At 61.2% G+C, this 23,683-nt stretch carries 21 protein-coding genes; 16 read left to right on the plus strand and 5 right to left on the minus strand.

The genetic code is table 11. The annotated features are described in order from the left end of the window. Window positions 1–83: 83 nt before the first annotated feature. The 7 genes from SNL23_RS30135 to SNL23_RS30165 all read left to right on the plus strand — a co-directional run bounded on the left by SNL23_RS30135 (window position 84) and on the right by SNL23_RS30165 (window position 8,868). Window positions 84–1,619, plus strand: a complete 1,536-nt coding sequence (locus SNL23_RS30135; protein WP_318304566.1) for an MFS transporter — start codon at window positions 84–86, stop codon at window positions 1,617–1,619. 26 nt (window positions 1,620–1,645) lie between these two features. Beyond that, window positions 1,646–2,704 (plus strand): HlyD family secretion protein, encoded by a 1,059-nt coding sequence (locus tag SNL23_RS30140; protein WP_063033665.1) that lies wholly within the window; start codon window positions 1,646–1,648, stop codon window positions 2,702–2,704. Further along, window positions 2,701–4,143, plus strand: a complete 1,443-nt coding sequence (locus SNL23_RS30145) for an efflux transporter outer membrane subunit (protein ID WP_318304567.1) — start codon at window positions 2,701–2,703, stop codon at window positions 4,141–4,143. The genes SNL23_RS30140 and SNL23_RS30145 overlap by 4 nt, the downstream gene beginning before the upstream one ends. A gap of 73 nt (window positions 4,144–4,216) precedes the next feature. Beyond that, window positions 4,217–4,726, plus strand: coding sequence for a sigma-70 family RNA polymerase sigma factor (locus tag SNL23_RS30150; RefSeq protein WP_167665626.1), 510 nt, complete (start codon window positions 4,217–4,219; stop codon window positions 4,724–4,726). Continuing rightward, complete coding sequence (locus SNL23_RS30155) at window positions 4,723–5,679, plus strand: FecR domain-containing protein (protein WP_076015590.1); 957 nt, start codon at window positions 4,723–4,725, stop codon at window positions 5,677–5,679. Before SNL23_RS30150 ends, SNL23_RS30155 begins: the two co-directional genes overlap by 4 nt. 94 nt (window positions 5,680–5,773) lie before the next feature. Continuing rightward, the gene (locus tag SNL23_RS30160; RefSeq protein ID WP_318304569.1) at window positions 5,774–8,227 is read left to right on the plus strand and encodes a TonB-dependent siderophore receptor; all 2,454 of its coding nucleotides are present in this window, start codon (window positions 5,774–5,776) and stop codon (window positions 8,225–8,227) included. A gap of 65 nt (window positions 8,228–8,292) precedes the next feature. Continuing rightward, window positions 8,293–8,868 (plus strand): hypothetical protein, encoded by a 576-nt coding sequence (locus tag SNL23_RS30165; protein WP_318304570.1) that lies wholly within the window; start codon window positions 8,293–8,295, stop codon window positions 8,866–8,868. On the opposite strand, the gene SNL23_RS30170 is transcribed toward SNL23_RS30165, so the two are convergent. The 5 genes from SNL23_RS30170 to SNL23_RS30190 form a co-directional block, all read right to left on the minus strand. Then, on the minus strand, window positions 8,865–9,554 hold the full coding sequence (locus SNL23_RS30170) for a protein phosphatase 2C domain-containing protein (RefSeq protein ID WP_318304572.1): 690 nt from the start codon (window positions 9,552–9,554) through the stop codon (window positions 8,865–8,867). The two genes, SNL23_RS30165 and SNL23_RS30170, sit on opposite strands and share 4 nt — an antisense overlap. Next, the gene (locus tag SNL23_RS30175) at window positions 9,551–10,234 is read right to left on the minus strand and encodes a hypothetical protein (RefSeq protein WP_083676690.1); all 684 of its coding nucleotides are present in this window, start codon (window positions 10,232–10,234) and stop codon (window positions 9,551–9,553) included. The genes SNL23_RS30170 and SNL23_RS30175 overlap by 4 nt, the downstream gene beginning before the upstream one ends. Before the next feature lie 17 nt (window positions 10,235–10,251). Further along, window positions 10,252–10,950 carry a hypothetical protein gene (locus tag SNL23_RS30180; protein WP_076015585.1) on the minus strand — a complete coding sequence of 233 codons (699 nt, stop codon included), beginning with the start codon at window positions 10,948–10,950 and terminating at the stop codon, window positions 10,252–10,254. 77 nt (window positions 10,951–11,027) lie between these two features. Next, window positions 11,028–11,735: a DUF3142 domain-containing protein gene (locus tag SNL23_RS30185; RefSeq protein ID WP_076015584.1), complete on the minus strand. Its 708-nt coding sequence runs from the start codon at window positions 11,733–11,735 to the stop codon at window positions 11,028–11,030. A 3-nt stretch (window positions 11,736–11,738) separates the two neighbouring features. Continuing rightward, window positions 11,739–13,901: an outer membrane assembly lipoprotein YfiO gene (locus SNL23_RS30190; RefSeq protein WP_318304575.1), complete on the minus strand. Its 2,163-nt coding sequence runs from the start codon at window positions 13,899–13,901 to the stop codon at window positions 11,739–11,741. A 221-nt stretch (window positions 13,902–14,122) separates the two neighbouring features. Between SNL23_RS30190 and SNL23_RS30195 the strand changes: the two genes are divergently transcribed. The 9 genes from SNL23_RS30195 to SNL23_RS30235 all read left to right on the plus strand — a co-directional run bounded on the left by SNL23_RS30195 (window position 14,123) and on the right by SNL23_RS30235 (window position 23,563). Then, window positions 14,123–15,718, plus strand: a complete 1,596-nt coding sequence (locus tag SNL23_RS30195) for a glycosyltransferase family 39 protein (protein WP_318304576.1) — start codon at window positions 14,123–14,125, stop codon at window positions 15,716–15,718. A gap of 57 nt (window positions 15,719–15,775) precedes the next feature. Next, a complete protein-coding gene (locus SNL23_RS30200; protein WP_258343086.1) occupies window positions 15,776–16,021 on the plus strand; it encodes a DUF2789 domain-containing protein in 246 nt (81 codons plus the stop codon). A gap of 101 nt (window positions 16,022–16,122) precedes the next feature. Then, entirely contained in the window at window positions 16,123–17,592 is a 1,470-nt protein-coding gene (locus SNL23_RS30205; protein ID WP_318304577.1) for a Fic family protein, read from the plus strand. A 218-nt stretch (window positions 17,593–17,810) separates the two neighbouring features. Further along, window positions 17,811–18,242: a MarR family winged helix-turn-helix transcriptional regulator gene (locus SNL23_RS30210; RefSeq protein ID WP_003218197.1), complete on the plus strand. Its 432-nt coding sequence runs from the start codon at window positions 17,811–17,813 to the stop codon at window positions 18,240–18,242. Continuing rightward, window positions 18,239–20,317, plus strand: coding sequence for an FUSC family protein (locus SNL23_RS30215; protein WP_318304578.1), 2,079 nt, complete (start codon window positions 18,239–18,241; stop codon window positions 20,315–20,317). Before SNL23_RS30210 ends, SNL23_RS30215 begins: the two co-directional genes overlap by 4 nt. Then, window positions 20,314–20,523 carry a DUF1656 domain-containing protein gene (locus SNL23_RS30220; protein WP_003218193.1) on the plus strand — a complete coding sequence of 70 codons (210 nt, stop codon included), beginning with the start codon at window positions 20,314–20,316 and terminating at the stop codon, window positions 20,521–20,523. Before SNL23_RS30215 ends, SNL23_RS30220 begins: the two co-directional genes overlap by 4 nt. Continuing rightward, the gene (locus SNL23_RS30225; RefSeq protein ID WP_003218191.1) at window positions 20,520–21,410 is read left to right on the plus strand and encodes an efflux RND transporter periplasmic adaptor subunit; all 891 of its coding nucleotides are present in this window, start codon (window positions 20,520–20,522) and stop codon (window positions 21,408–21,410) included. Before SNL23_RS30220 ends, SNL23_RS30225 begins: the two co-directional genes overlap by 4 nt. Then, on the plus strand, window positions 21,407–22,849 hold the full coding sequence (locus SNL23_RS30230; protein ID WP_076015578.1) for an efflux transporter outer membrane subunit: 1,443 nt from the start codon (window positions 21,407–21,409) through the stop codon (window positions 22,847–22,849). Before SNL23_RS30225 ends, SNL23_RS30230 begins: the two co-directional genes overlap by 4 nt. A gap of 81 nt (window positions 22,850–22,930) precedes the next feature. Next, a complete protein-coding gene (locus SNL23_RS30235) occupies window positions 22,931–23,563 on the plus strand; it encodes an NADH:ubiquinone oxidoreductase subunit N (protein WP_318304579.1) in 633 nt (210 codons plus the stop codon). Window positions 23,564–23,683: the final 120 nt, after the last annotated feature.

Consider the following 23,683-nt stretch of genomic DNA (forward strand, 5'->3'; position numbering starts at 1 on the left):
TTATAAGCTTCCTATAAGTCACTTTTTGTCATGTCTAAGCCTGATTAAACTGCTCGGGTATTTCCTATTCCGAGTTGTAGTTCATGACGTCCCTCGCTGCTCCCGCACCCCTGGCCGCAGCCAAGCCGACCGCCATCACCCCGCCCGTTTTCGGCCCGCGCATCATCATCGGCCTGGTGGGCGTGTTGCTCGCAGTGCTGGTGTCCGGTCTCAACGAGATGGTGACCAAAGTTGCCCTCGCCGATATTCGCGGTGCGATGTACATCGGCTTCGACGAAGGCACCTGGCTGGTGGCTGCGTACACCGCCACCTCCGTCTCGGCGATGGCCTTTGCACCCTGGTGTTCGGTGACGTTCTCTCTGCGCCGTTTCACCCTGTGCGCCATTGGGCTGTTCACCGTGCTTGGCGTGCTGTGCCCGTTCGCACCGAATTACGAAAGCCTGCTGATTTTGCGCACCGTGCAAGGCCTGGCCGGCGGCGCTTTGCCGCCGATGCTGATGACCGTAGCGCTGCGGTTCCTGCCGGCCCACGTCAAGCTGTACGGCCTGGCGGGCTACGCCCTGACTGCGACCTTCGGCCCCAGCCTCGGTACACCGTTGGCGGCAATGTGGACCGAATACGTCGGCTGGCAATGGGCGTTCTGGCAGATTGTCGGGCCGTGCCTGCTGGCCATGGCCGCCGTGGCCTACGGCTTGCCTCAGGACCCGTTGCGCCTGGAGCGCTTCAAGCAGTTCAACTGGCGCGGCCTGCTGCTGGGGTTCCCGGCGATCTGCATGCTGGTGATCGGCCTGTTGCAGGGCAACCGCCTGGACTGGTTCGAATCACCGCTGATCACCTCGTTGCTGATCGGCGGCCTGGTGTTGCTGGTGTTGTTCATGATCAACGAGTGGTCGCACCCGATGCCGTTTTTCAAGTTGCAGATGCTCGGCATCCGCAACCTGGCGTTCGCGCTGATCGTGCTTGCCGGCGTGCTGATTGTGCTGCTGGCGGTGACCATCATTCCATCCAGCTACCTGGCTCAGGTACAAGGCTACCGCCCGCTGCAAACTGCCCCGGTGATGCTGATCATGGCGCTGCCGCAGTTGATCGCGCTGCCGTTGGTAGCGGCGCTGTGCAACCTGCGTTGGGTCGATTGCCGTTGGGTATTGGGCATCGGCTTGAGCATGCTGATCCTGTCCTGCGTGGGCGGGGCGCAACTGACGTCAGCGTGGATCCGCGATGACTTCTACGCGCTGCAATTGCTGCAAATCTTCGGGCAACCGATGGCGGTGTTGCCGCTGTTGATGCTCTCCACCGGCAGCATCACGCCGCAGGACGGGCCGTTCGCCTCGGCGTGGTTCAACACCGTCAAAGGTATGGCCGCCGTGGTCGCCACCGGCGTGATCGACGCCCTGACCACCCACCGCCTGCATTTCCACTCGACCATGTTGGTGGACAGCCTGGGCAACTCGCCCCTGGCCGACAGCGATGCCGCCGGCCTTGCCCATCGCTTGCACCAGCAGGCCGTGGTGCTCACTTCTTCGGATCTCTACTACGTCATGGCCGGTGTCGCGGCGGTGTTGATCCTGCTGATTTTCTGGATGCCGACGCGGATTTATCCGCCCCGCGCGCCGACTTGATTGCTCACTGAGCCAAAGGGATCGTTATGAAACGCAAAGACAAAATCGCTGTAACCGTCATCACCGTGTTCGCCGTGGGTGTGCTGGTTTACCTGCTGGCGCCGGGCGTGTTCGGCAGCAAGCGCCAGACCACCAACGACGCCTTCGTCGCCGCCGACTACACCCTGGTGGCGCCACGTGTGGCCGGGTTTATCAAGGAGGTGCTGGTGGAAGACAACCAGCGGGTCAAGGCCGGCCAGTTGCTGGCGCTGATCGATGACCGTGACTTCCGCGCCGCAGCCCAGGCGGCCGACGCCGATACCCTGGTGGCCCAGGCGCAGCTGAAAAACGCCACGGCGACTCTGGAGCGGCAAAGCTCGGTGATCGCTCAAGCTCAGGCCACGGTGGCGGCAGATCGCGCCGAAGTGGCATTTGCCGAACATGAACTGAACCGTTACAACCACCTCGCCGGCGTAGGCGCTGGCACCGTGCAGAACGCCCAGCAAGCCAAGACCCGCATCGACCAGGCCACCGCGCGCCTGGCGAATGCCACGGCGGTGCTGGCTGCCGAGCGCAAGCAGGTGGAAATCCTCAGCGCCCAGCGGGATGCGGCCGAAGGCGGTTTGAAACGTGCCCAGGCCGCACTGGAAATGGCCAGCTTTCAGCTGTCGTACACCCGCATCGTCGCGCCGGTGGACGGCATGGTCGGTGAGCGCGCGGTGCGGGTTGGCGCCTACGTGACGCCGGGCAGCAAGATCCTCGCTGTGGTGCCGCTGGCTGAGGCTTATGTGGTGGCCAATTTCCAGGAGACCCAACTGTCCCACATGCACGCAGGCCAAGCGGTTGAAGTGCGGGTCGACAGCCTCGACGGTGACGTGCTCAAGGGGCACCTTGAAAGCCTGGCGCCGGCCACTGGAGTGACGTTTGCCTCGGTCAAGCCGGACAACGCCACCGGCAACTTCACCAAGGTGGTGCAGCGCATTCCGGTGAAAATCATCCTGGAGCCCGGCCAGGCGTTGACCGAACGCCTGCGGGTCGGCATGTCGGTGGAAGCCAGCGTCGACACCCACGCCGCCGCCCAGCCACGCGAGGTCGCCCAGCAATGAGACGCCTCGCCTGGATTACCTTGAGCTTGTTCAGCCTGAGTGCCTGCACCGTCGGCCCGGACTTTCAGCGCCCGCAAAACCCGCTGGGCAAATGGACCGAGCCTCAGGGCCGACAAGCCGCCAGCCACGCGGTCAACGACCCGCTGGAGGAGCGCTGGTGGGAAGTGTTCCACGACGCACAACTCACCGCGCTCACCCGTCGCGCGCTGACCGATAACCTCGACCTGAAACTCGCCAGCAGTCGCCTGCAACAAAGCCGTGCGGCGCGCCAGGTGATCACTGCCGAGCGCTACCCGACCGTCAACGCCACCGGCGATTACCTGCGCCAACGCAACAGCGCCGATGGCTTGAGCGATCCCTCCGGCAAGAATGGCCACTCGGCCTTTAACCAGTGGGACATGGGCTTTTCCGCCGCCTGGGAGCTGGACTTCTGGGGCCGGGTAAAACGCGAAACCGAAGCCGCCGACGCCACCTTGCAAGTCGCCGAAAATGACCGCCGTGCGGTGCTGTTGTCAGTGCTGGCGGAAACTGCCCAGGACTACATCCAACTGCGCGGCGTGCAAAACACCCGGGCCGTCACCGAGCAAAACCTCGACGTCGCCCGCCACAGCCTCAAGCTGTCGCAGCTGCGCCTGGCCGACGGGGTTGCCACTGACCTGGACGTCGCCGAAGCCGCCGCCCAAGTCGCCGCCATCGAGGCGCGCCTGCCGGACTTGCAGCAACGCCAGGACCAACTGATCAACGCCCTGAGCTTGTTGATGGGCGAACCGCCACAAGCCTTGTATGCCGAACTGTCCAAGGACGCCGCCGTGCCGCAGACCCAGCGTCAGGTTGCCATCGGCCTGCCGTCGCAACTGGCCGAACGTCGCCCCGATATCCGTCAGGCAGAAGCGCGCTTGCATGCCGCCACCGCTTCCATCGGCGTGGCCAAGGGCGACTTCTACCCGCGCATCACCCTGTCCGGCAGCGTGGGCTCCCAGGCGTTGCAGTTGGCAGATCTCGGCTCGTGGAGTTCTCGTGCATTCGCCTTTGGCCCACAACTGAGCTTGCCGATTTTCAACGGTGGCCGATTGCAAGGCATGCTCGATCTGCGCGAAGCCCAGCAACAGGAAGCGGCCCTGGCCTACCAGCAAACCGTGCTGCGGGCCTGGCATGAAATCGACGACCAACTGACTCGCTACAACGCCAGCCAACTGCGCCGCGACAGCCTTGCCGAAGCCGTCCGGCAGAACCAGATCGCCCTTGCCACTGCACAGCATCAATACGTCGAAGGCGTAGTGGATTTCGTCAACGTGCTGACGGTGCAAAGCGCGTTGCTGGCGACGCAAGAGCAGTGGGTGGAAAGCTCCACCGGCGTGTCTCTGGCCATGGTCGGGTTGTACAAGGCGTTGGGCGGTGGCTGGGAATCGGTGTATCCGTTGCAAACCGCCGGACGCTGAATGACAAAGAACTTTGCCAGCCGCGCAACAAGGTGTAATGATAATTGCTCTCAATAACGTATCTGAGCTTTTCATGGACACCGCGACTGACGGCCGGCAACAGCTTCATCTCCTGTATCGCGACCATCACGGCTGGCTGCAAGGCTGGCTGCGCAAACGCCTGGGCGATCGCGAGCACGCCGCCGATGTGGCGCAGGACACCTTCCTGCGCTTGCTGGTATCGGGGCGCTTTCCCGGTGACAAGGAAAGCCGCAGCTACCTGACACAGATCGCCCGCAACCTGGTGATTGATCAATGGCGGCGCCTGCGCATCGAGCGCGCCTACCTGGAAAGCATCGCCCACCTGCAGGAGCCCGAGTCGCCGTCCCTTGAGACCCGCGCATTGATCCTTGAAACCCTGATGCAAATCGACGCCATGCTCGACCGCATGCCCGACAACGTGCGCCGCGCGTTCCTGTTGTCGCAGTTCGAAGGGCTGAGCTACGCACAGATCGCCGAGCGCCTGGAGGTGACCGTCAGCTCGGTGCAGAAGTACATGACCCGGGCGATTCTCGCCTGCTATCAGGTCGTCTACGAAGAATGAGAACCCGGCACGAAGCGCCGATTGCCCCGGCCATTGTGGAGCAGGCCAGCGAGTGGTTGATGCTGCAGTGGGGCGGCGAGATGGACGGCGATCAGCGCCAGGCCTTCGCGCGCTGGCAGGAGGCCGACCCGGAACACCGGCGCGCCTGGAAGCGCTTGCAACAGTTACAGCAAACCCTCGGCGGTGTGCCGGTCGACAGTGCCCGTGCGGTGTTACGCGATACACCGGACACCCAACGCCGCGCCGCCTTGAAACTGCTCGGGCTGTTGCTGGTGGCCGGTGGCAGCGGCTATCTGGTGCAAAGCAGCCAGCCTTGGCAGGCGGCGTTTGCCGAATACCGCACCGCCACCGGCGAGATTCGTCACCTGACCTTGAGCGATGGCACGCGCCTGGACCTCAACAGTAACAGCGCGGTCGACCTGCGGTTCAGCGCCAGTGAGCGGCGTATCCGCCTGATACGTGGCGAGATCCTGCTGACCAGCGGCCACGATCCGTCCCGGCCATTGATCGTCGAAACCCCGGCCGGAGATGTGCAGGCCCTGGGCACCCGGTTTGCCGTGCGTGAAGTGGACGATGGCAGCCGCGTCGACCTGTATGAAGGGCGCGTGCAGGTGCGTCCGGTGCGCGGTGCGGCGGTGCAGATGAATGCCGGGGACAGCCTGTGGTTCAGCGCCAGCCGGACTTCGACGCTGGCGCCTGTGAATGCCAACGCCAGCAGTTGGACCGAGAACCGCTTGATCGCCGAGCGCCAGCCGCTGGGGCAGTTCGTTGCCGAGTTGAGCCGTTATCGCCCGGGGCTGTTGCGCTGCGATGCGGCAGTAGCCGGCTTGCTGTTGACCGGCGTGTTTCCGCTGAATGACACCGACGCGATTCTCGACGCGCTTGCGCGTTCGTTGCCGGTGCAGGTACAGGCGGTGACGCGCTATTGGGTCACGATCAAGGCGCGGGTCTAAAAAAATTTTTTGCCTACGGCTTGTCGGTTTTCCAACCCCGTCCGGGATACCTCTTGAAAGCCAATCAAGAAGCGTTCTCACGGGGAGCCCTGCAATGTCGCACCACCCAATCCAACCTCTGGCCCGCGCCCTGCGCCGTGGCCTGTTTGTCAGTTTGCTGGCGACGGCGCCTGTGGTGCCGAGCGTGGTCCAGGCCCAGGAGAGCGCTGAAGCCCTGCGCCAATACAACATTCCCGCAGGCAACCTCGACCAGGCCTTGAACCAGTTCGCCAGCGCCTCGGGAATCCTGTTGTCGGTGGACGCCTCGCTGACCCAAGGCAAGCGCAGCGCCGGCTTGCAGGGCCGCTACGCCACCGGGCCAGGGTTGGAACGGTTGTTGGCCGGCAGCGGGTTGGTCGCGGTGCAATCCCAGGGCGGCTGGTCGTTGCAGGCGCTGCCGGCGAACGGTGCGCTGCAACTCGGGGCGACGCAGGTCAGTGGCCAACAGGATCAGGAAACGGCCTGGGGCGCGGTCGACGGCATCGTTGCCAAGCGCAGCGCCACCGGCAGCAAGACCGATTCGGCGCTGGTGGAAATCCCCCAGACCATCAACGTCATCACCGCCGCCGAGATCAAGGCGCGCGGCGCCCAAAGCGTCACCCAGGCGCTGCTTTATACGCCGGGCATGACCGCCGGCGGTTTTTCCGACCGCGTCAAACTGTTCGATGAACCCACCTCCCGTGGCTTCTCGCCGACGCCGCTGTACCTCGATGGTTTGCACTTGCCTTATGGCGGCGGCAGCACCGGCGGTGCATTGCAGATCGAGCCGTACTCTCTGGAACGCATCGAAGTGCTCAAGGGCCCGGCCTCGGTGTTATACGGGCAGAACCAGCCGGGCGGCATCGTCAATATGGTCAGCAAGCGCCCCAGCGAAACCCCGGTGCATCAAGTGGTGCTGGAAGCCGGCACCTACGAACACAAAAGCGCCGCCATCGACCTCAGTGGTCCACTGGATGAACAAGGCCAGTTTCTCTATCGCCTCACTGGCCTGGCCAAGGACGAGCAGGGCGAGATCAACTACGTCGAGAACAAACGCCAATTCATCGCCCCCAGCCTGACTTGGCAGCCCAACGACGACACGCGCCTGACCGTGTTCGCCCAGTACCAGAAAGACAAGGGCGTGCCCGAGGCCCAGGGTTTGCCCGCGTCCGGGACGATCTGGGACAACCCCAACGGCAAGATCAAGCGTGATGTGTTTATCGGCGAGCCTGGCGTCAACCAGTACAACCGCGAGCAGTACGTGTTGGGCTATGAGGTGTCCCATCGCCTGAACGACACCTGGACCCTCAAGCAAAATGCCCGCTACGCCGAGGTGGACGACCGTTACACCGCACCGCTGCACGGCTACAGATTTGTACCCAACCCGGCAACTGGCGTGCAAGACCAACGCTACCTGCAGCGCTTCGGCGTGGACTGGTCGCAGAACAACAAAGTGTTTGGCGTGGATAACATTGCCCAGGCGGAATTCGACACCGGCGCACTGTCCCATACGCTGATCGTCGGCCTCGATTACTACCACTTCAACTCGCAATTCCACGGCCTGTACGACCGTAATCCGCCGGTGATCGACCTGTTCAAGCCGGTCTACGGCCAGCGGATGAATTTCGGCCAGCCGTATCGCTGGGACCGCACCGTGACCCAGACCGGCCTGTATGTGCAGGACCAGATCAAACTGGATAAGTGGGCGCTGGTCCTTGGCGGGCGCTACGACTGGGCCAACGTGGTCAACAAGGAGCCGCTGGCCGACACCCGCACCAGCAGCAAAGATCAGGCGTTCACTGGCCGGGCCGGTTTGGTGTACCTGTTCGATAACGGCCTGGCGCCGTTTATCAGCTATTCCGAATCCTTCCTGCCGCTGTCGGGCACCGATATCAGCGGCAAACCGTTTGATCCCTCTACCGGCAACCAGTACGAAGTCGGCCTGAAATATCAGCCGCCGGGCCAGAAGAGTTTTGTGCAGGTCTCGGTCTACCAACTCGACCAGGAAAACGTGCTGACCACCAACCCGGTAGACACCACCTTCAGCACCCAGAGCGGTGCCATGCGCTCACGGGGTGTGGAGCTGGAAGCCAAGGCCTCCCTCAGCGATGCCTGGGACGTGGTCGCCTCGGCAGCGCGCAACGACATCAAATACACCAAAGACAATGACGGCCGCCAAGGCCGACACCCGGCAGGCATCTCACCGCTTACCGCTTCGGTGTGGGTCAATTACACCGTCCTCGGCGACACGCCCCTGGCGGGCCTTGGGGCAGGCGTGGGTACGCGCTACGTTCGCAGCAGCTTCGGTGATTACTACGCAGGAGCGTTCAGCATCCCGTCCTATACCGTCTACGACGCCAGCCTGAGCTACGACCTGGGTGCCTCGCCGTTCAAGCTCAAAGGTGTGAAGCTGGCGATGAATGTGCAGAACCTGACCAACAAAACCTACGTGTCGCAATGCACCAGCGACCTGGATTGTTATTACGGGGAAGGGCGCACGGTGGTGTCGAGTTTGACCTATGACTGGTAAACATTTGCGAACGGCGGCCGTTAACGTGTTTTAGCCAAACACCCTTCAGGAGATTTTCCGTGTCAGTGATCGACAACCCCTACGCGCCGCCGCAGGCCGAATTGAGCCAACCGCTCGCCGCTGCATCCACGTTTTTTGTGGTTGCACCGCGCAAGCTGGTGATCATGATTCTGCTGACCTCGGGTATGTATTTCGTCTATTGGTTCTACAAGCAGTGGACCTGCTATCGGCAGGCGACTGGCGCGAACGTCTGGCCGGTTGTGCGGGCGTTCTTCTCGGTGATTTTCCTTTACCCACTGATCATGAAAATCCGCCGGCAAGTTGAGGTCAAGGCTCCGACGTATCAATGGCAGCCACGCAGCGTGGCCATCGGGTTGGTTGTTTGCGGTGCCTTGCCCTACATGTACTCATGGGCCCTTGCGCCGCTGACCGCGATGAAGATCAGTGCTTGCCTGACGATTGTGCATCTCTACCTGATGGTGCAGGTACAGCGCGCGGTGAACCAAGTGGAGAATGACCTCAGGGGTGAGGTGAACAAGCGCCTGACCTTGGCCAACTGCATCTGGATCGCTATCGGGCTGTGTTTTTACGCGCTCTCGATTGTATCGGCGATGCGGTTAGCTGAGCTGGCGCGGGGTTAGAGGAGGAGCTGCTTCTGAGCTTGCAGCAGCATGAAGGTAATGTCGTCTTCGCCTTGGAGATCATCGAGGCTTTGGCCCGCAATAGCCTTAAGTTGTTCCGCGGGTGAGAGCTCAGCCCAAAAACCGTCAGTGGCCAAGATCCACTTCGTATCAGGGCCTGCTTGCAACGATTGGATATGCGGCTCATGCGGCCTGCGATAGCTCATGCAGTTCCACAGTGTTTTACGTGTAGGGCTGTTGGCGATAAGGTCGTGGCTAAGGTTGCTCTTCCAGTTGGGGCCGCAGTGAGGCGGGCTTAGCCAGTTTACCGCGCGCCCATCTTCCAGCTGTCCCAGGCAACAGTCACCTGCGTGAATGGAAACGGCGGTGTGGCCATGAATCATGAGTACGAGATAGCTGGCGGAGGCTAAGGGGTAATTTGCGCAAAGGGTTGAGCGTACTGCGCTGAGTGAAGTGAGTGTCAGATCAAGGGTTTTGTCGGGACAGGAAATCTCAGAGCGCTTGAGGTTGGAAAAGGAAGCCAGCACATAGTGAGTCAGTGCCCGCGCCAAGGCGCCGCTTTCGGGCTTTGAGGTGCCGTCTGCTATTACGTAAAGGTAGGCACCGCTGTTGTATGCCGAGCCGGCGGCGTCCCTGTTTTCCGCTCGGTTGGTTCCTTGGCGGGTTACGCTCACAGGTAGGGTCAAGCGTGCGCTCCGGATGCAATCATTGTGTTCAGCCGTTCATGAATCAACGTTTCACGATCAGGGTCCTGAGCTGTACTTTGAACCACGTCTAAAAACGCCGTAAGCCTCAGGAGTTCAGAAAGTTGTTGGCTGACGAACGTTCGTAGCTCGCTCGGCGCTTGCTTCATTTCTTCACCCAGCTCTTCGCGGCCATCAACCAATGCGATGATGTCTTCAATGTCGTTGGACATCAGAACATCCCCGTTTCCTCGCCCCTTATAGGCCTGCAGTTTCGCGGCAAGAAACCACGGCGCAGCGAATACCTTGATTCGAATGCCGTCGGGCAGGTCGTGGTAAACAGCATTTTCCAACCCGCCCACGAACCAGGTATTTGAAAACCCTAATACCTTTTCATCCGTCGGCATAAAGTCGACTTTCAGGGCGCCCAGGCGCAAGCGGCAGGTAACAGTGTCTTGTCCGGTATTCTTGAAGCCCTTGGATTTGAGATGATCCTCCAGCCGATACCAGTCAGCGGTACTTGTCAGATGAATGACCAGATCGACATCGTCGGTGCCACGAATGGATTCCTGAGTGAATTCATCGGTGATAAGCAGGACAGTGGTGCATCCGCCGACGAAGGCCACTTGTTCCCGCAGCTCCTCCCCCAGCGCCTCAGCAACCTCTCCAAGCATGCGCAGCATCATTGTTCTGTTTGAGTTCAAAGGATCCACTCCCGCAGCATGGCGTCGGCCACTTTGGTTTCTCGTGGGCCACCGATACGAATGGCGTCGACGAGGGCGAGGAAGTGGTAGAGAAGCTCGTCCTTTTTTACTGCGCCCGGGACAGTTTTATATAAGGGTGTGATTTCCTGACCTTTACTTTTGCCATAGGCATCAGGCCAAACAGGCATGAGGTCGCCGCCACTCATGACTTTCCCTGCCAGGATCGGGGCTGCGAATGCAGTCGGAATGCCTCTCACAATAGGGCCGGGCTTCACGGGAAATATATAGCGAATGCTGTAGGTCACCAGATCGAGAAGCGCTTTGCTTCTAACCAGTGGTGAACCGTCGGAGTGGTTTGTGTAAATCAGGCCAATGTCGCGGCAGCGATTGAGTGACGAGGACACTTCGGTTTTGCTTAGCCCGAGTGCGGAAGATAGAGCTCGCACGGAATAGCTTTGAAGATTGCCCTTCTCTACTTCTTCGTCGCGATCATCCCAGCCACGCCAATCTTCCGGCTCGGAAAACTGATAGGTCTTGAGATAACTGAAGGTGCCGTCAGAGTGCTGCATTCTCTGGGCCCATGGGTCATGCTCGTCATTGGGGACGGTAAATTCGCGCTTTTTTACGCGCTCCCCTTTTGCCCGCAGTTCAAGACTGATTAGTTTGAACAGAACTACGATATCTTGACTTTTCATGGGGCTCCGGTTCCGAGTGTCCTCTGTCCGCGGACAGAGGACACTTTCTTGCATAAAGTCTTAATCCGTGTCAAGCATCAGGTCGGATTCTGCAAAAACACCACATACCCACGAAACCACTCATTCCCCTTCAAATACCCCGGCTCCTCCCATTCCCCACCCTGAATCAACCCAATCTTGAACGGCACTCCCAGACGGTTCATGCGTGGCAGGTACGCCGCGTAGTCTGGGATGCTGTGGCGGCCCTGGTAGGTTTGCACCACCACTTCATCAATCACGCCTTTGAGTTGTGCGATGGCAGCCGGGTCAGCATTGCTGCTCCAGTCCATCAGCCCGGTGATGCTCAGGCGCAAATCCTTGGGCAGACGTTGGCGCAGGTCGCGCAGGAAGTCGGCGTATTCGTTGAGGTATTGCGTGCGTGCGTCGAAGTCGATCTGGATGCCAACCACCGGGTTGCCCGCGTCTCGCCAGCGTTGTACCTGGCCGAGCATCTGGCTGTAGACCGACTCGGGCCAGTGCAGGGTGTGGGCGCGGTACACCACCCAGATTTCACCTTGGGTGATGCGCGGCACACTCATGCCCTGGGCGATGAATTGCACGCCACGCTGGGGCGCGCGGCGGGTTGAGTTGATCTGGCCCTGGAGGATGTACAGGGTTTTCGCCTGCTTGAGCACCGGCTGCGGCGCGACGCCGCTCCACAGCCAGAACGCATCATGGTCGCGGGCGTCTACCGCGCCGAAGGCCGGGCTTGCCAGCAGGAGCAGGGCCAGCCAGAAGCGCTTCACGGCTTACCAGTAGTACTGCTGCGACTTGCCCCACTGGGTATCGGCAAACCCGGTTTTCAGCTGGCGGAACCAGCCTTTGCGCACCGCCTTGTCGACGTCTTCGCCACCGCAGCTGTTGTAGCCCGAAGGCCCATAGCAATTGATGGCGCGAAACAGTGCGTAGGCCTTGTCGTTGTGAGGGGCCTTGGGATTGCCGATCACCCGCTTGTAGCCTTCGAGCCGCGAGAAGGTTTCACCCTTGAAGGGCGAGGCGGTACTGCCCAGGCTGCCGGCGGAGCGCGCTTGTTCCAGGGGCATGCCGTCCAGACCGTTACGCAGGACGAATTCACCCAGGCAGTTCAGGCCCTGCGGGTTTTTCGGATCGGCCTGCAGGGTGCTGGCGATTTGCGCGATGCTCGGGCAGGTGTAGCCGGACTCGGCCTTGTCACCGTTCCATTGAAACAGTTTCAACGACTGGCCGCCGCCGTAGACGTAACCCAGGCTGGTGCCGAGCTTGTCGTCGGGAGCCGAGGCAGGCAGTTGTTTCAAGTCCTCGGCGAAGGTCTCGAATTGGCCGCGCATCAGGTCTTTATAAAGCAATGTGAATTGCGCGGTCTGACGCTCTACCGGGTCGCTGGCATCGGCAAGCCGTTGGCGCAGCAGATCGGGACCGGCGACGTTGCGCAGCAGGATATAGCGCACCTGTGTGGCAATGATCGGCGAATCGGCGGCGAATACCTTGGCCAGTTGGCCGCTGCGTTCGTAGTTCATCGCCAATGCCAGCTCCAGCTGGTCACGTTGCAACGGTTGCTTGGCCAGCGGCAGCAGTTGCAGCCACAGCGTTTCGGCGGCTTTCCAGTCTTCCTTGGCTTCCAGTGCCAGGCCGCGCAGGGTCTGCTGGCTGAAGGCGAAGTAATCGAGGTTCGACGGCACGTCCTGCGGCAACAGCTTCAAGGCGCGATCGGGTTGATGCTCGACGTACACGGCAAACGCCGCTTGCACGTAGGCGTACAGCGCCGGTTCCTGGGCGAATATCGACTTTTGCCCGTCAAGGGCTTCGCGAGTGAGCCTTGGCGGTTCACCTGCGCGCATCCACATCAGGTCGTTGAGGGCCAGGATCAACGGATTGTCCACGGGTGCCGTGGTGGTGGTCAGCAGCTTGGTGTCGGCTTCCTGCACCAGTTCATCCAGCGATACGTTGCGCTGGGCATCGGTGGCCTGGGTCAATTGCCAGGCAAAGTCGTTTGCCAGTTTGTCGGGGTTGGGCGCCAGCCAGTGCACCCGGCGCAGCAGTCCACGGGCGGAAGCGGCGTATTCGCCCTGTGGATAAGTTTTCAGGTAATCATCGAATCCAGTCTCGGCCCGTTGCAGGGCAGACTTATCCACATGCTCAAGCGAGGGGGTGCCGTATTCGTCGAAAGCATTTTGCTGGGCCTCGTTCAGCCCGGTGCGCGCCGTCATGTACAGCGCCGTTTCCTTGAGCCAGGGCAGCGAACTGCTCGTCAGCCCGGCAAAGCCTTTTTGTGCGTCGCTGAAGCGCCCGCTGTAAAAATCCCCGGCCGCTTGCAGGTAGGCCAGCAATGCCTGGCCGTCTGCCGATTTCAACTGATCAGCCTCGCCCGCAGGGACGCCGTCCGAGGAACAGCTGGTGAGCATCTGCAAGCGCAGTTTGGCCAGCAACTGGCGCTCGGCCTGCGGTACATCGGCCTTCACCACCTGGCTGATAAACGCGGCGGCGCTGTCATCGGCGTTGCTGCGGCAACGGCTGCCTTCGCCGGAAAGGAAGGCTTCACCGGCGGCCTTGTAGTCATCGCGCTTGATGCCCAGTGGGCTGAGCAGTTCATCCAGTTCGGCGGTGCGCGAGTCGTCGGGCTGGTTGTCGGGCTCATCCGCTGCGGGCGTGAGCCGATACGCCGGGAATGGCACCGGGCCAAAGCCTTCGGAAAAATCCTGCTCGCCCAGGTCATTCGGTGCCAGCGGCATGACGTTTTTGTCTGCCAGCAGCAGCCGCAGGTTGACCCGGCTGTCATTGCCCGGGCTTAAAAACGGCAGGTTGCTGCACACGTCCAGGCTGTTACGCGACACCCGCCAATCCGGGTAGCACGAATCATCGCCGCTGGCGTGGGCCTGAAGGGGAAGGGTGGTGAGCAATGCCAGTGCCAGGGGTGACAGAAGACCGATGCGCATGAAGTGTCCTTGATCCTGAATCCATGGAAGGCTGCAATCATAGCCTGATCCGGCCAACGCGTCGGAGAAGCCCTGCGCAAAATTCAGATTTGTCCGATTGGCGGATGGCGGCTCAAAACGAGCAAAACAGCGGGCGAATCGAGGTCTTTTCACCTAGAGTGGCGGGTGTTCGCGCAAGCGCAGGTTTGGTAGTGGGTGAGGAAGTAGAGGTGCGACGCTCTGTGGCGGAACAAGACAACAAGGCCGGGGCCTTTCCCGTGGTCAATCCTGGCCTGTGGGAGCATGCCGGTTGGCTCGCTCGATTGTGGTGGGTGCCGCTGGTGGCATTGGCTATGACCGTGCGCTTCTATGGTTTGACCGCCTCCGCGATTTGGGGAGATGAAGGTTCAAGCCTGCTGCTCGCCGAGTACTCCCTGGAAGACCTGTGGTTTCACGCCGCCCATGACGTTCATCCGCCGCTGTATTTCTTCATGCTGCGCGGCTGGATCGAGCTGTTTGGCGATAGTATTTTCTCCCTGCGCAGCATGAGTGCGATCCCAGGCGTGGTCGCCGTCGGCCTGGGCGTCTGGCTGACGCGCCTGGTCGCGACCCGCCGCGCGGCGGTACTGGCCGGAATTCTGTTGGCGTTGCTGCCCACGGCGGTGCGCTACAGCCAGGAAGTGCGGATGTATTCGCTGCTGGGCGTGTGGCTGCTGGCTGCCACCCTGGCATTGGTGTATTGGGTTCGCCAGCCTGAGCGCAAGCGGTATCTGGTGGTCTATGCGCTGTTAATGACCGCCGCCTTCTACACCCACTACTTCACAGCGTTGTGCGTGCTGGTGCACTGGGCTTGGCTGGTATTGCTGCGGCTGCCTCGGGCCGGCGGCCTGCGCCTTGTCACCCGTCCGGGCTGGTGGTTGGCCAACGTGGCGATTGTGTTGCTGTACTTGCCCTGGCTGCCGAACTTGCTCGGCCTGGTGCAGCACACTGAAGAACTCAAGGTGGGGGGTGATATTGGCTGGGAAGACCCGGTCAACCTGTATTCCCTACCGTCGATGGTGTGGCAGTTCCTCATTCAGGACCCGGGCGACCATGTGTGGCGGCCACTGTTTGTCGGGTTTCCGTTGTTGCTGGTAGCGCTGGTGGGCGTGACCGCCTGGCGCGATCAAAGTCGCTATCGCTTTGGCTGGTTGCTGGCGCTTTTCTTCATGCTGCCGGTGCTGCTGGTCTATGGGGTGTCGTTTATTTCCCCGGTGTTTATCGAACGGTATCTCACGGCCTACGCGATGAGCTTGCCGATCATCGTGGCGGTGGCTGTCGACCGTCTGTCGCACCGCGTGTCACTGGCCGCGGCGGCGCTTTTCGTGCTGTTTGTCGGGGTCGAACTGGTGGGCGTGAAGACCAACTCCACCGTCGATGAACATGATCAATTCAACGTCGCGGTGGAGTTCGTCAACCGCAACTACCAGGAAGATGACCGCATCGTCATCAGCGACATGCTGTGGTACTTGCCCTACGTCTATTACGACGAGACCGACGCCCAGTTGCAGCTCTTCACACCGCCGACCGCCACCGGCAAATCGACGCGGCCGAATGCCTATGGTTTTGGCACTTTGGTGGACCAGGATGGCGGGCGAATTTACCTGGATCGCCTGTCGGCGTTGCCGGCGGAAATCCAGCGTGTCTGGCTGATCAGCGCCGCTGACGGCCCGGATGATTTTGCCCCATTACCGGCAGGATGGCGCCAGCTCAGTCAGCAGGATGGCGGTGGCGCACGGGCCCGACTGTTTGTGCTGTGCAACGCGCCGGCAGGTGTTCACCGCACTGGCTGTGATTAATCTGCGCAGCACCTCAGAGGTTCTAGACTCAGATGAGCCCTCCTTCAGGAACACATCATGGAATCTCCAGTCCACAGCTTGCCGTCATTGTTCAAACAGCTTGGCTTGCCGGATGACCCGGTGAGCATCGAGCGCTTTATCGCGGTGCATTCCCCGCTCAAACCCGAACTGCATCTGGCGGAAGCGTTTTTCTGGACGCCAGGCCAGAAGGCGTTTTTGCGCGAAGAGATTTTGGAGGATGCGGATTGGGCGGAGGTGGTGGATGAGTTGAATTTGCGGTTGAGAGAGGGGCGAGGGGTGTAAAAAGAAATCTATAAAACCCCACTAATGTAAAAATAAATGGTGAGAGGTAAAAAAAACTGAGCTTTAATCTCCCTAGTTATTTTTTTCTAGGGACGCTCACCATGCCCGTCGTTGGATACGCTCATTTATGTGAGGCGTTGAGCCTTAAGGTCATCGCTCCCAAGCGCGTCGCCATGATCAAACCGGTGACCCGCATCACCTTGATTGGTGATTGCCTGGCGGTCCCGCAATCGGTAGCACCCGGACAAGATTCTTTATTCGAGCATGTGCTGTTCGCCCTCAAGCATGAAGGCATCAACCTGCCTGTTTTGGCTCAGACATTTGAGCAGTTTGGCCCTGAGCCTTTTCTGGCTGAACTCGCCAAGTCTCCCAATGGTGTGTTTATTCGCAAAGCCTGCTTCCTGTGGGAAGGGCTCACTGGACGCTCGCTGGATTACACGACGCCGGTGCGCGGAAGTGTTGTTTTTTTGTTCGATCCCAAGCGCTATGTAACTGGCCCCAGTACCCGCAATAGCCGCTGGCGAGTCGATTTCAACGGCCTGGGCTCGTTGCATTACTGTGCCACCGTAGAGCGCACTCCCCAGATAGAGACGTTACTGGCGCTGGATGTCTTGGGCCGCGCCAAGTCCTTCATGGCCACCCTCCCGCCTGAAATGATGGACCGCGCCATCCAGTGGGCTTACCTGCATGAAACCCGCGACTCGTTCGCCATCGAAAAAGAACAACCCAGCGAAGAAAAGTCCCGTCGCTTCGTTCAACTGCTGCGCCAGGCCCATGAAGGTCGCCTGCTCACCGAGGACTACCTGGTAGAGCTGCAAAACAGCACTGTATCCAATCCCTTCGACAAAGCGGTCGCCTTCCGTCACGAGCAGAATCACCTGCATAACGGTCTGAGGGGCGCTGCGGGCGTCAGCTACGTGCCCCCCGCGCCGGATTTGTGCCAGGAGTTGATGGAAGAGCTAATGGCTTTTGCCAACCAGCCAGTGCGAGACGTCGACCCATTGGTTGCAGCAGCAGTGACCGCCTTCGGTTTCGTGTTCTTGCACCCGTTCATGGACGGCAATGGGCGCTTGTCGCGCTTTCTGGTTCATCAGACGCTCTGTCATTACGGTGCTTTGGAAAACGGCCTGCTGCTGCCGGTATCGATCGCGATGAAGCATGAGGAACAAGCCTACCTGCAAGCCCTCAAGGCATTCTCACAACCCTCCCGGGAATTCTGGAATGTCACCTGGCTGGATGGCGACCAGATGGCCTTTGACTTCATTGGCCATCCTTCGATTTACCGCTATTGGGATGCCACCCGCTGCGTTGAATTCACCCTGCAGATGGCCCGCCGGGCTCTTGAAGTAGAGCTACGTGAGGAAACCGAATTCCTGGACCGTTACGACCGTGTGGTTAAAGCGGTGAACGAGCGGTACGACGTGCGCGGCAGCGATCTGTCAAAGCTGGTGATGATGTGCCTGGATAACGAGGGCAAGGTTTCCCGGCACAGGCGTAAGCAGTTCCAGTACAGCGTTGCGCAGGAGGTGTTTGAGTTTATTGAGGAGGAGGTAGGACGGGTGACGGCATAGCGGCGATCGGCTCGGTGCAAAAAAATCGCCTTTCGCACGGACGTTTCCGGCACATGAACTAGGGTAAAGAGCAGCGGTTCCTTGGGCTGCGTCGCTTCGCCACCTATCCGCAAATTTGTATCAAAACTTGACTGCTTTGGATCCATCGACCATATTGATAGTTAGCAAACTAACTGTATGCGAAGAATCCATTGTCCCAGACCCTCGAACAACTCCAGATGAACATCAGCAGCAGCATGGTGGTAGGTGCCAGAACCTGGCGCAAAATCTGCCAGACCACGCTCGTCAGCTATGGCATCTCCGAAGCCTGCGCCGTGCCGCTGCTGATGATCGGCCGCCTCGGCGACGGTGTGCATCAGGTCAAGGTGGCCCAGGCCGCCGGGATGGAAAGTCCGTCCCTGGTGCGTCTGTTGGACCAGCTGTGCAATTCCGGCTACGTGTGCCGCACCGAAGACATCCACGACCGCCGCGCCAAGGCCTTGAGCCTCACCGAGCGTGGCCGCGAGCTGGTGCAGGCGGTGGAAGAACAGTTGGTGCGCCTGCGCCGCGAGGTGCTGGCGACGATCGATCCCGATGACCTGGAAGCTGCCCTGCGTGTACTGCGGGCCTTTGAAGGCGCCAATCAACATCCCATGGTTGTGAGTTCTTGAACGGATTTTTTACCGGCATGCCGCCGGCCAAGGATTGGTTCTATGGCGTAAGGACATTCGCCGCTTCAATGATCGCGTTGTACATCGCCATGCTGATGCAAATGCCGCGTCCGTATTGGGCGATGGCCACGGTGTACATCGTTTCCAGCCCGTTCGTCGGCCCTACCAGCTCCAAGGCGCTGTACCGGGCGGTCGGTACCTTCATGGGTGCGGCGGCGGCGGTGTTTTTTGTGCCGATGTTTGTGCAGGCGCCTTACCTGCTGGTGGTGGTGATCGCGCTGTGGACCGGGATTCTGCTGTTCCTGTCCCTGCACCTGCGCACTGCCAACAGCTATGCGCTGATGCTGGCCGGCTACACCTTGCCGCTGATCGCCCTGCCGGTGGTGGATAACCCGCTGGCGGTGTGGGATGTGGCCGAGGCGCGTACCGAAGAAATCTTCCTCGGCATCGCCGTGGCGGCGGTGGTCGGTGCGATGTTCTGGCCGCGACGCCTGGCGCCGGTGTTCGATGACTCGGTGAGCAAGTGGTTTGCCGACGCACAGGTCTACAGCCAGCGCTTCCTCAGCCGCAACGTGCAGCCCGAAGAAATCAGCACCCTGCGCGGCGGCATGGTTGCCACCTTCAACACCCTGGAGTTGATGATCGGCCAGCTGCCCCATGAAGGCTCGCGACCGCAAACGGTGCGCAACACCAAGGAGCTGCGCGGGCGGATGATCCACCTGCTGCCGGTGATCGATGCTCTCGACGATGCCGTATACGCCCTGGAACACCGCGCGCCGGAATTGCTCGATCGCTTCACACCATTGCTGGCCGCCGCCAACGAGTGGCTGGACAGCACGCAAAAGGACGCGCCCCTCGAGCGCTGGCGTGTTCTGCGCGACCAGATCGAAGCCCTGCAACCCGATGCCGACGCCCTGGATGACCGCCACCAGTTACTGTTCTCCAACGCCCTGTATCGCCTCGGCGAGTGGGTGGATTTGTGGCAAGACTGCCGCAGCCTGCAAGCCGCTATCCAGTGCGAAAGCCAGGACAGCTGGCGTGCGGTGTACCGCCACTGGCGCCTGGGCCGGCTGACCCCGTTCCTCGACCGTGGCCTGATGTTCTACTCGGCGTTTTCCACCGTCACCGCGATCATCGTCGCCTCGGTGCTGTGGATCCTGCTGGGCTGGACCGACGGTGGTAGTGCGGTGATCCTTGCGGCGGTGGCCTGCAGCTTCTTCGCCTCGATGGACGACCCGGCGCCGCAGATCTACCGGTTCTTTTTCTGGACGGCGATGTCGGTGCTGTTCGCCAGCCTCTACCTGTTTCTGGTGCTGCCCAACCTGCATGATTTCCCGATGCTGGTGTTGGCGTTTTCGGTGCCCTTTATCTGCATCGGCACGCTCACGGTACAGCCGCGCTTCTACCTCGGCATGCTGCTGACGTTGGTTAACACCTCATCGTTCATCAGCATCCAGGGTGCCTACGACGCGGACTTCCTGGCCTTCGCCAACTCCAACCTGGCGGGCCCGGTGGGCTTGTTGTTCGCCTTTGTCTGGACCCTGATTGCCCGGCCGTTCGGCGCCGAACTGGCGGCCAAGCGCCTGACCCGTTTCAGCTGGCGCGACATCGTCACCCTGACCGAGCCCGCGACCCTGGCCGAGCACCGCAAGATGGGCGTGCAAATGCTCGACCGCCTGATGCAACACCTGCCGCGGCTGGCCATGACCGGCCAGGACACCGGCATCGCCCTGCGCGAAGTTCGGGTGGCGCTGAACCTGCTGGACCTGCTGGCGTACTCGCCGCGCATCCTCGGGGTTCCGCGTGTGTTGTTGAACCAGGTGGTGGAAGGCGTCGGCGGTTACTTCAAGGCCTGCCTGAAAGCCGGTGAACGTCTGCCGGCCCCCAGCGGTCTGCTGATGACCCTCGACCGTACCCGCCGCGCCCTCAACGGCCAGGGCCTGCAAGGTGAGGACGAAACCCGCCTGCACCTGCTGCACGCCCTTAGCGGCTTGCGCCTGGCGTTGTTGCCCGGCGTGGAATTTCTTGGTGGCACAGAGATGGAAGCGCCGTTACCCGATGGAGCGCCTTTATGATCGGTGATCTGGATATCAGCGGGGTGTTCCTGCCCACGCTGCTGGTGCTGATGGGCATTACGTATGTGTTGTACCTGGTGGTGCACGGGCTGTTGACCCGCGTCCACTTCTATCGCCTGGTCTGGCACCGGGCATTGTTCAATGTGGGTCTCTACGCTCTGTTGCTGGGCGCAGTGGACTCACTCAGTCGATACCTCATGACATGAAAAAACCTTTTTTGACCATCGGCCGTGTAGTCCTGACGTTATTGGTGGTGACCTTCGCCTGCGTCGTGGTGTGGCGCATGGTGATGTACTACATGTTCGCCCCCTGGACCCGTGACGGCCATATCCGTGCCGACATCGTGCAGATCGCCCCGGACGTGTCCGGGCTGATCCAGCAAGTGGACGTGCGTGACAACCAGTTGGTGGTGCGCGGCCAGGTGCTGTTCTCCGTCGACCAGGACCGCTTCAAGCTGGCCCTGCGCCAGGCCCAGGCCGCTGTGGCCGACCGCCAGGAAACCCTGGCCCAGGCTGTGCGCGAGAACAAGCGTAACCGTGGCCTCGGCAACCTGGTGGCCAGCGAGCAACTGGAAGAAAGCCAGTCCCGCGTGGCCCGTGCCCAATCGGCCCTGGCGGAGTCGCAAGTGGCGGTGGATGCCGCGCAGCTCAACCTGGACCGCTCGGTGATCCGCAGCCCGGTGGACGGCTACATCAACGACCGTGCGCCGCGTAACCAGGAGTTCGTGACCGCCGGGCGCCCGGTGTTGTCGGTGGTGGACAGCAACTCCTTCCACATCGACGGCTATTTCGAAGAGACCAAGCTCGACGGCATCCACGTCGGCCAGAGCGTCGACATCCGCGTGATCGGCGACAACGCCCGCCTGCGCGGGCATGTGCAGAGCATCGTCGCCGGTATCGAAGACCGTGACCGCACCAGCGGCTCCAACCTGCTGCCCAACGTCAACCCGGCGTTCAGCTGGGTGCGCCTGGCCCAGAGGATTCCGGTGCGCATCGCGTTTGACGACGTGCCGGCGGACTTCCGCATGATTGCCGGGCGCACTGCCACGGTGTCGATCATCGACGACCAACCCAAGTCGGAGAACAAGCCATGAAACGGCTTTTAGCAACCGCCGGGCTGGGGTTGTTGCTGTCGGCCTGCCAAGTGGTGGGCCCCGATTACAAACTGCCGGACAAGGCTGCCGTGAACCGCGGTGACCTTCAGGGCCAGTTGGCCGGGGAGGGCAACAATGTGGTGTCGGCGCCGGTGCCGGCCGACTGGTGGAAGCTCTATCAAGACCCGCGCCTGGATAAGCTGGTGGAGCAGGCCATGGCCTCCAACACCGACCTGCGGGTGGCTGCGGCCAACTTGCAGCGCTCGCGCTATCAGGTGCAGCAAGCCGAATCTGCCGGCGGCTGGAGTGCCGGGGCCAAGGCCGAAGCCCAGCGCTTGCAAGAATCCGGTGAGGCCTATTTGCTGACGGAAAAAGTCCCTGTGGCCAATATCGGCGCCGCGAGCATCAGCACCTCCTACCAATTCGATTTGTTCGGCACCTTGCAGCGCGGCATTGAAAGCTCCCAGGCCAGCGCCGATGCGGCCCAGGCGGCTGCCGATATCGCCCGTATCACCCTGGTAGCGGACGTGGTGCGGTCTTACACCCAAGTGTGCGCGGCCAACGAAGAGCTGGCGATCGCCAACGAGTCCCTCGACCTGCAAGCCCAGAGCACGCACCTGACCCAGCGCCTGCGGGATGCCGGGCGTGGTGATGAAACCCAGGTCACCCGTTCGCAAACCCAATACAAATCCCTGCGCGCCGAAATGCCGCGTTATGAAGCGTTGCGCCAGGCCGGGCTGTTCCGCCTGTCGATGCTGCTGGCCAAGCCACTGAATCAACTGCCGGCCGGCACCGCCCAATGCGCCGAGCTGCCGCATATCGCGCAATTGCTGCCGGTGGGCGACGGCGCCACGCTGCTCAAGCGTCGCCCTGATGTGCGCCAGGCCGAGCGCCAACTGGCGGCTGCCACTGCGCGCATCGGTGTGGCCACCGGCGCGCTGTACCCGGATATCAGCATCGGGGCCACCGTCGGCACCGTGGGTATTCTGGATGACCTGGGCACGCCAGCCACCAACCGCTGGGGCTTTGGCCCGCTGATCAGTTGGACGCTGCCGACCAACGGTGCCCGCGCGCGTATTCACGAAGCCGAAGCCGCGACTCAGGGCGCCCTGGCGCATTTCGATGGCGTGGTGCTCAACGCCATCCGCGAAACCCAGACGGGCCTGGCGCAGTACACCGCGCAACTGCAACGTCGCGATGCGCTGGCCGATGCTGGCGCGTCGGCCAAAGAGGCGGCGGAGCAGACGCACCGCTTCTTCCAGGCCGGCCGCGCCTCATTCCTGGCCGACCTGCAAGCCACCCGCACCTACACCGATGTACGAGCGCAACTGGCGGCGGCGAACACCCAGGTTGCCATGAGCCAGATCGATTTGTTCCTGGCCCTGGGCGGCGGCTGGGAAAGTGGACGAACGCAAGCCACACAAGCCAGCAAACCCTGAGCGGATTGCTATGCTTTGACTGGCGGGTTGTCTTGATGACCCACTTGTCACTGCTCGCGTTTGCTCATGGGGATTCCAATAATGAAAAACCCTTATGCTCCCGCTTTCTGGTGCGTGTTCTTCGCACTGGTGTTGCTATCGGCGACGTACTTCTACGGCATCATGCTGGCCCATCAAATCGACAAGGCCATGGTGTTCCTCGACAGCGCCAGCGCGCTGATCGCGGTGCTGTCCATCGGTGTGGTGGCCTGGGCCACCTACCAGGGCCAGCGAATCAAGCGAAGACTGCTCGAACAAGGCAAGACCCGCGTGGCAATCTGGGACACCAAAGTCGCCCTGCGCCGGGTCGAGACGGTGTTCGACCGCTACTTCTGGGGCAGCTACTGGCAACCGGGGCGCACATTCCAGGAAGTCATGGGTGAACTGACCGGCACCCCGCTGGAAAAAAGCCTCGAAGCCCTGAAAAAACAATGCGTGATGCTTGATCGGCAAGTCGCCGACGGACGGCATTGGCTGAATAACGCCCGGGAATTATCCGACGTGGCCACCGCGATGGCGCGGGAGCGTTATCAGCTGGATTTTTATGATCCCAAGTCGGATACCCCGGGCAACGCGGTGATTCACCGCGAATTTGAAGTGCTGGTGTACACGTGGACGGCACGGCTGAAGAGCTTTGATCATCAATTGGATGAGATCGATACCGAGTATTCCTGAAGTCTGTGGTGTCTGTACTGACGCCTTCGCGAGCAAGCCCGCTCCCACCTTTGATCGAGTTGCAGCTTTGGAATGCGGTCGAAGGTGGGAGCGGGCTTGCTCGCGAAGGCGCTTTACCGT

The sequence above is a fragment of the Pseudomonas sp. SED1 genome (assembly GCF_034044025.1).
Taxonomy (GTDB): Bacteria; Pseudomonadota; Gammaproteobacteria; order Pseudomonadales; family Pseudomonadaceae; genus Aquipseudomonas.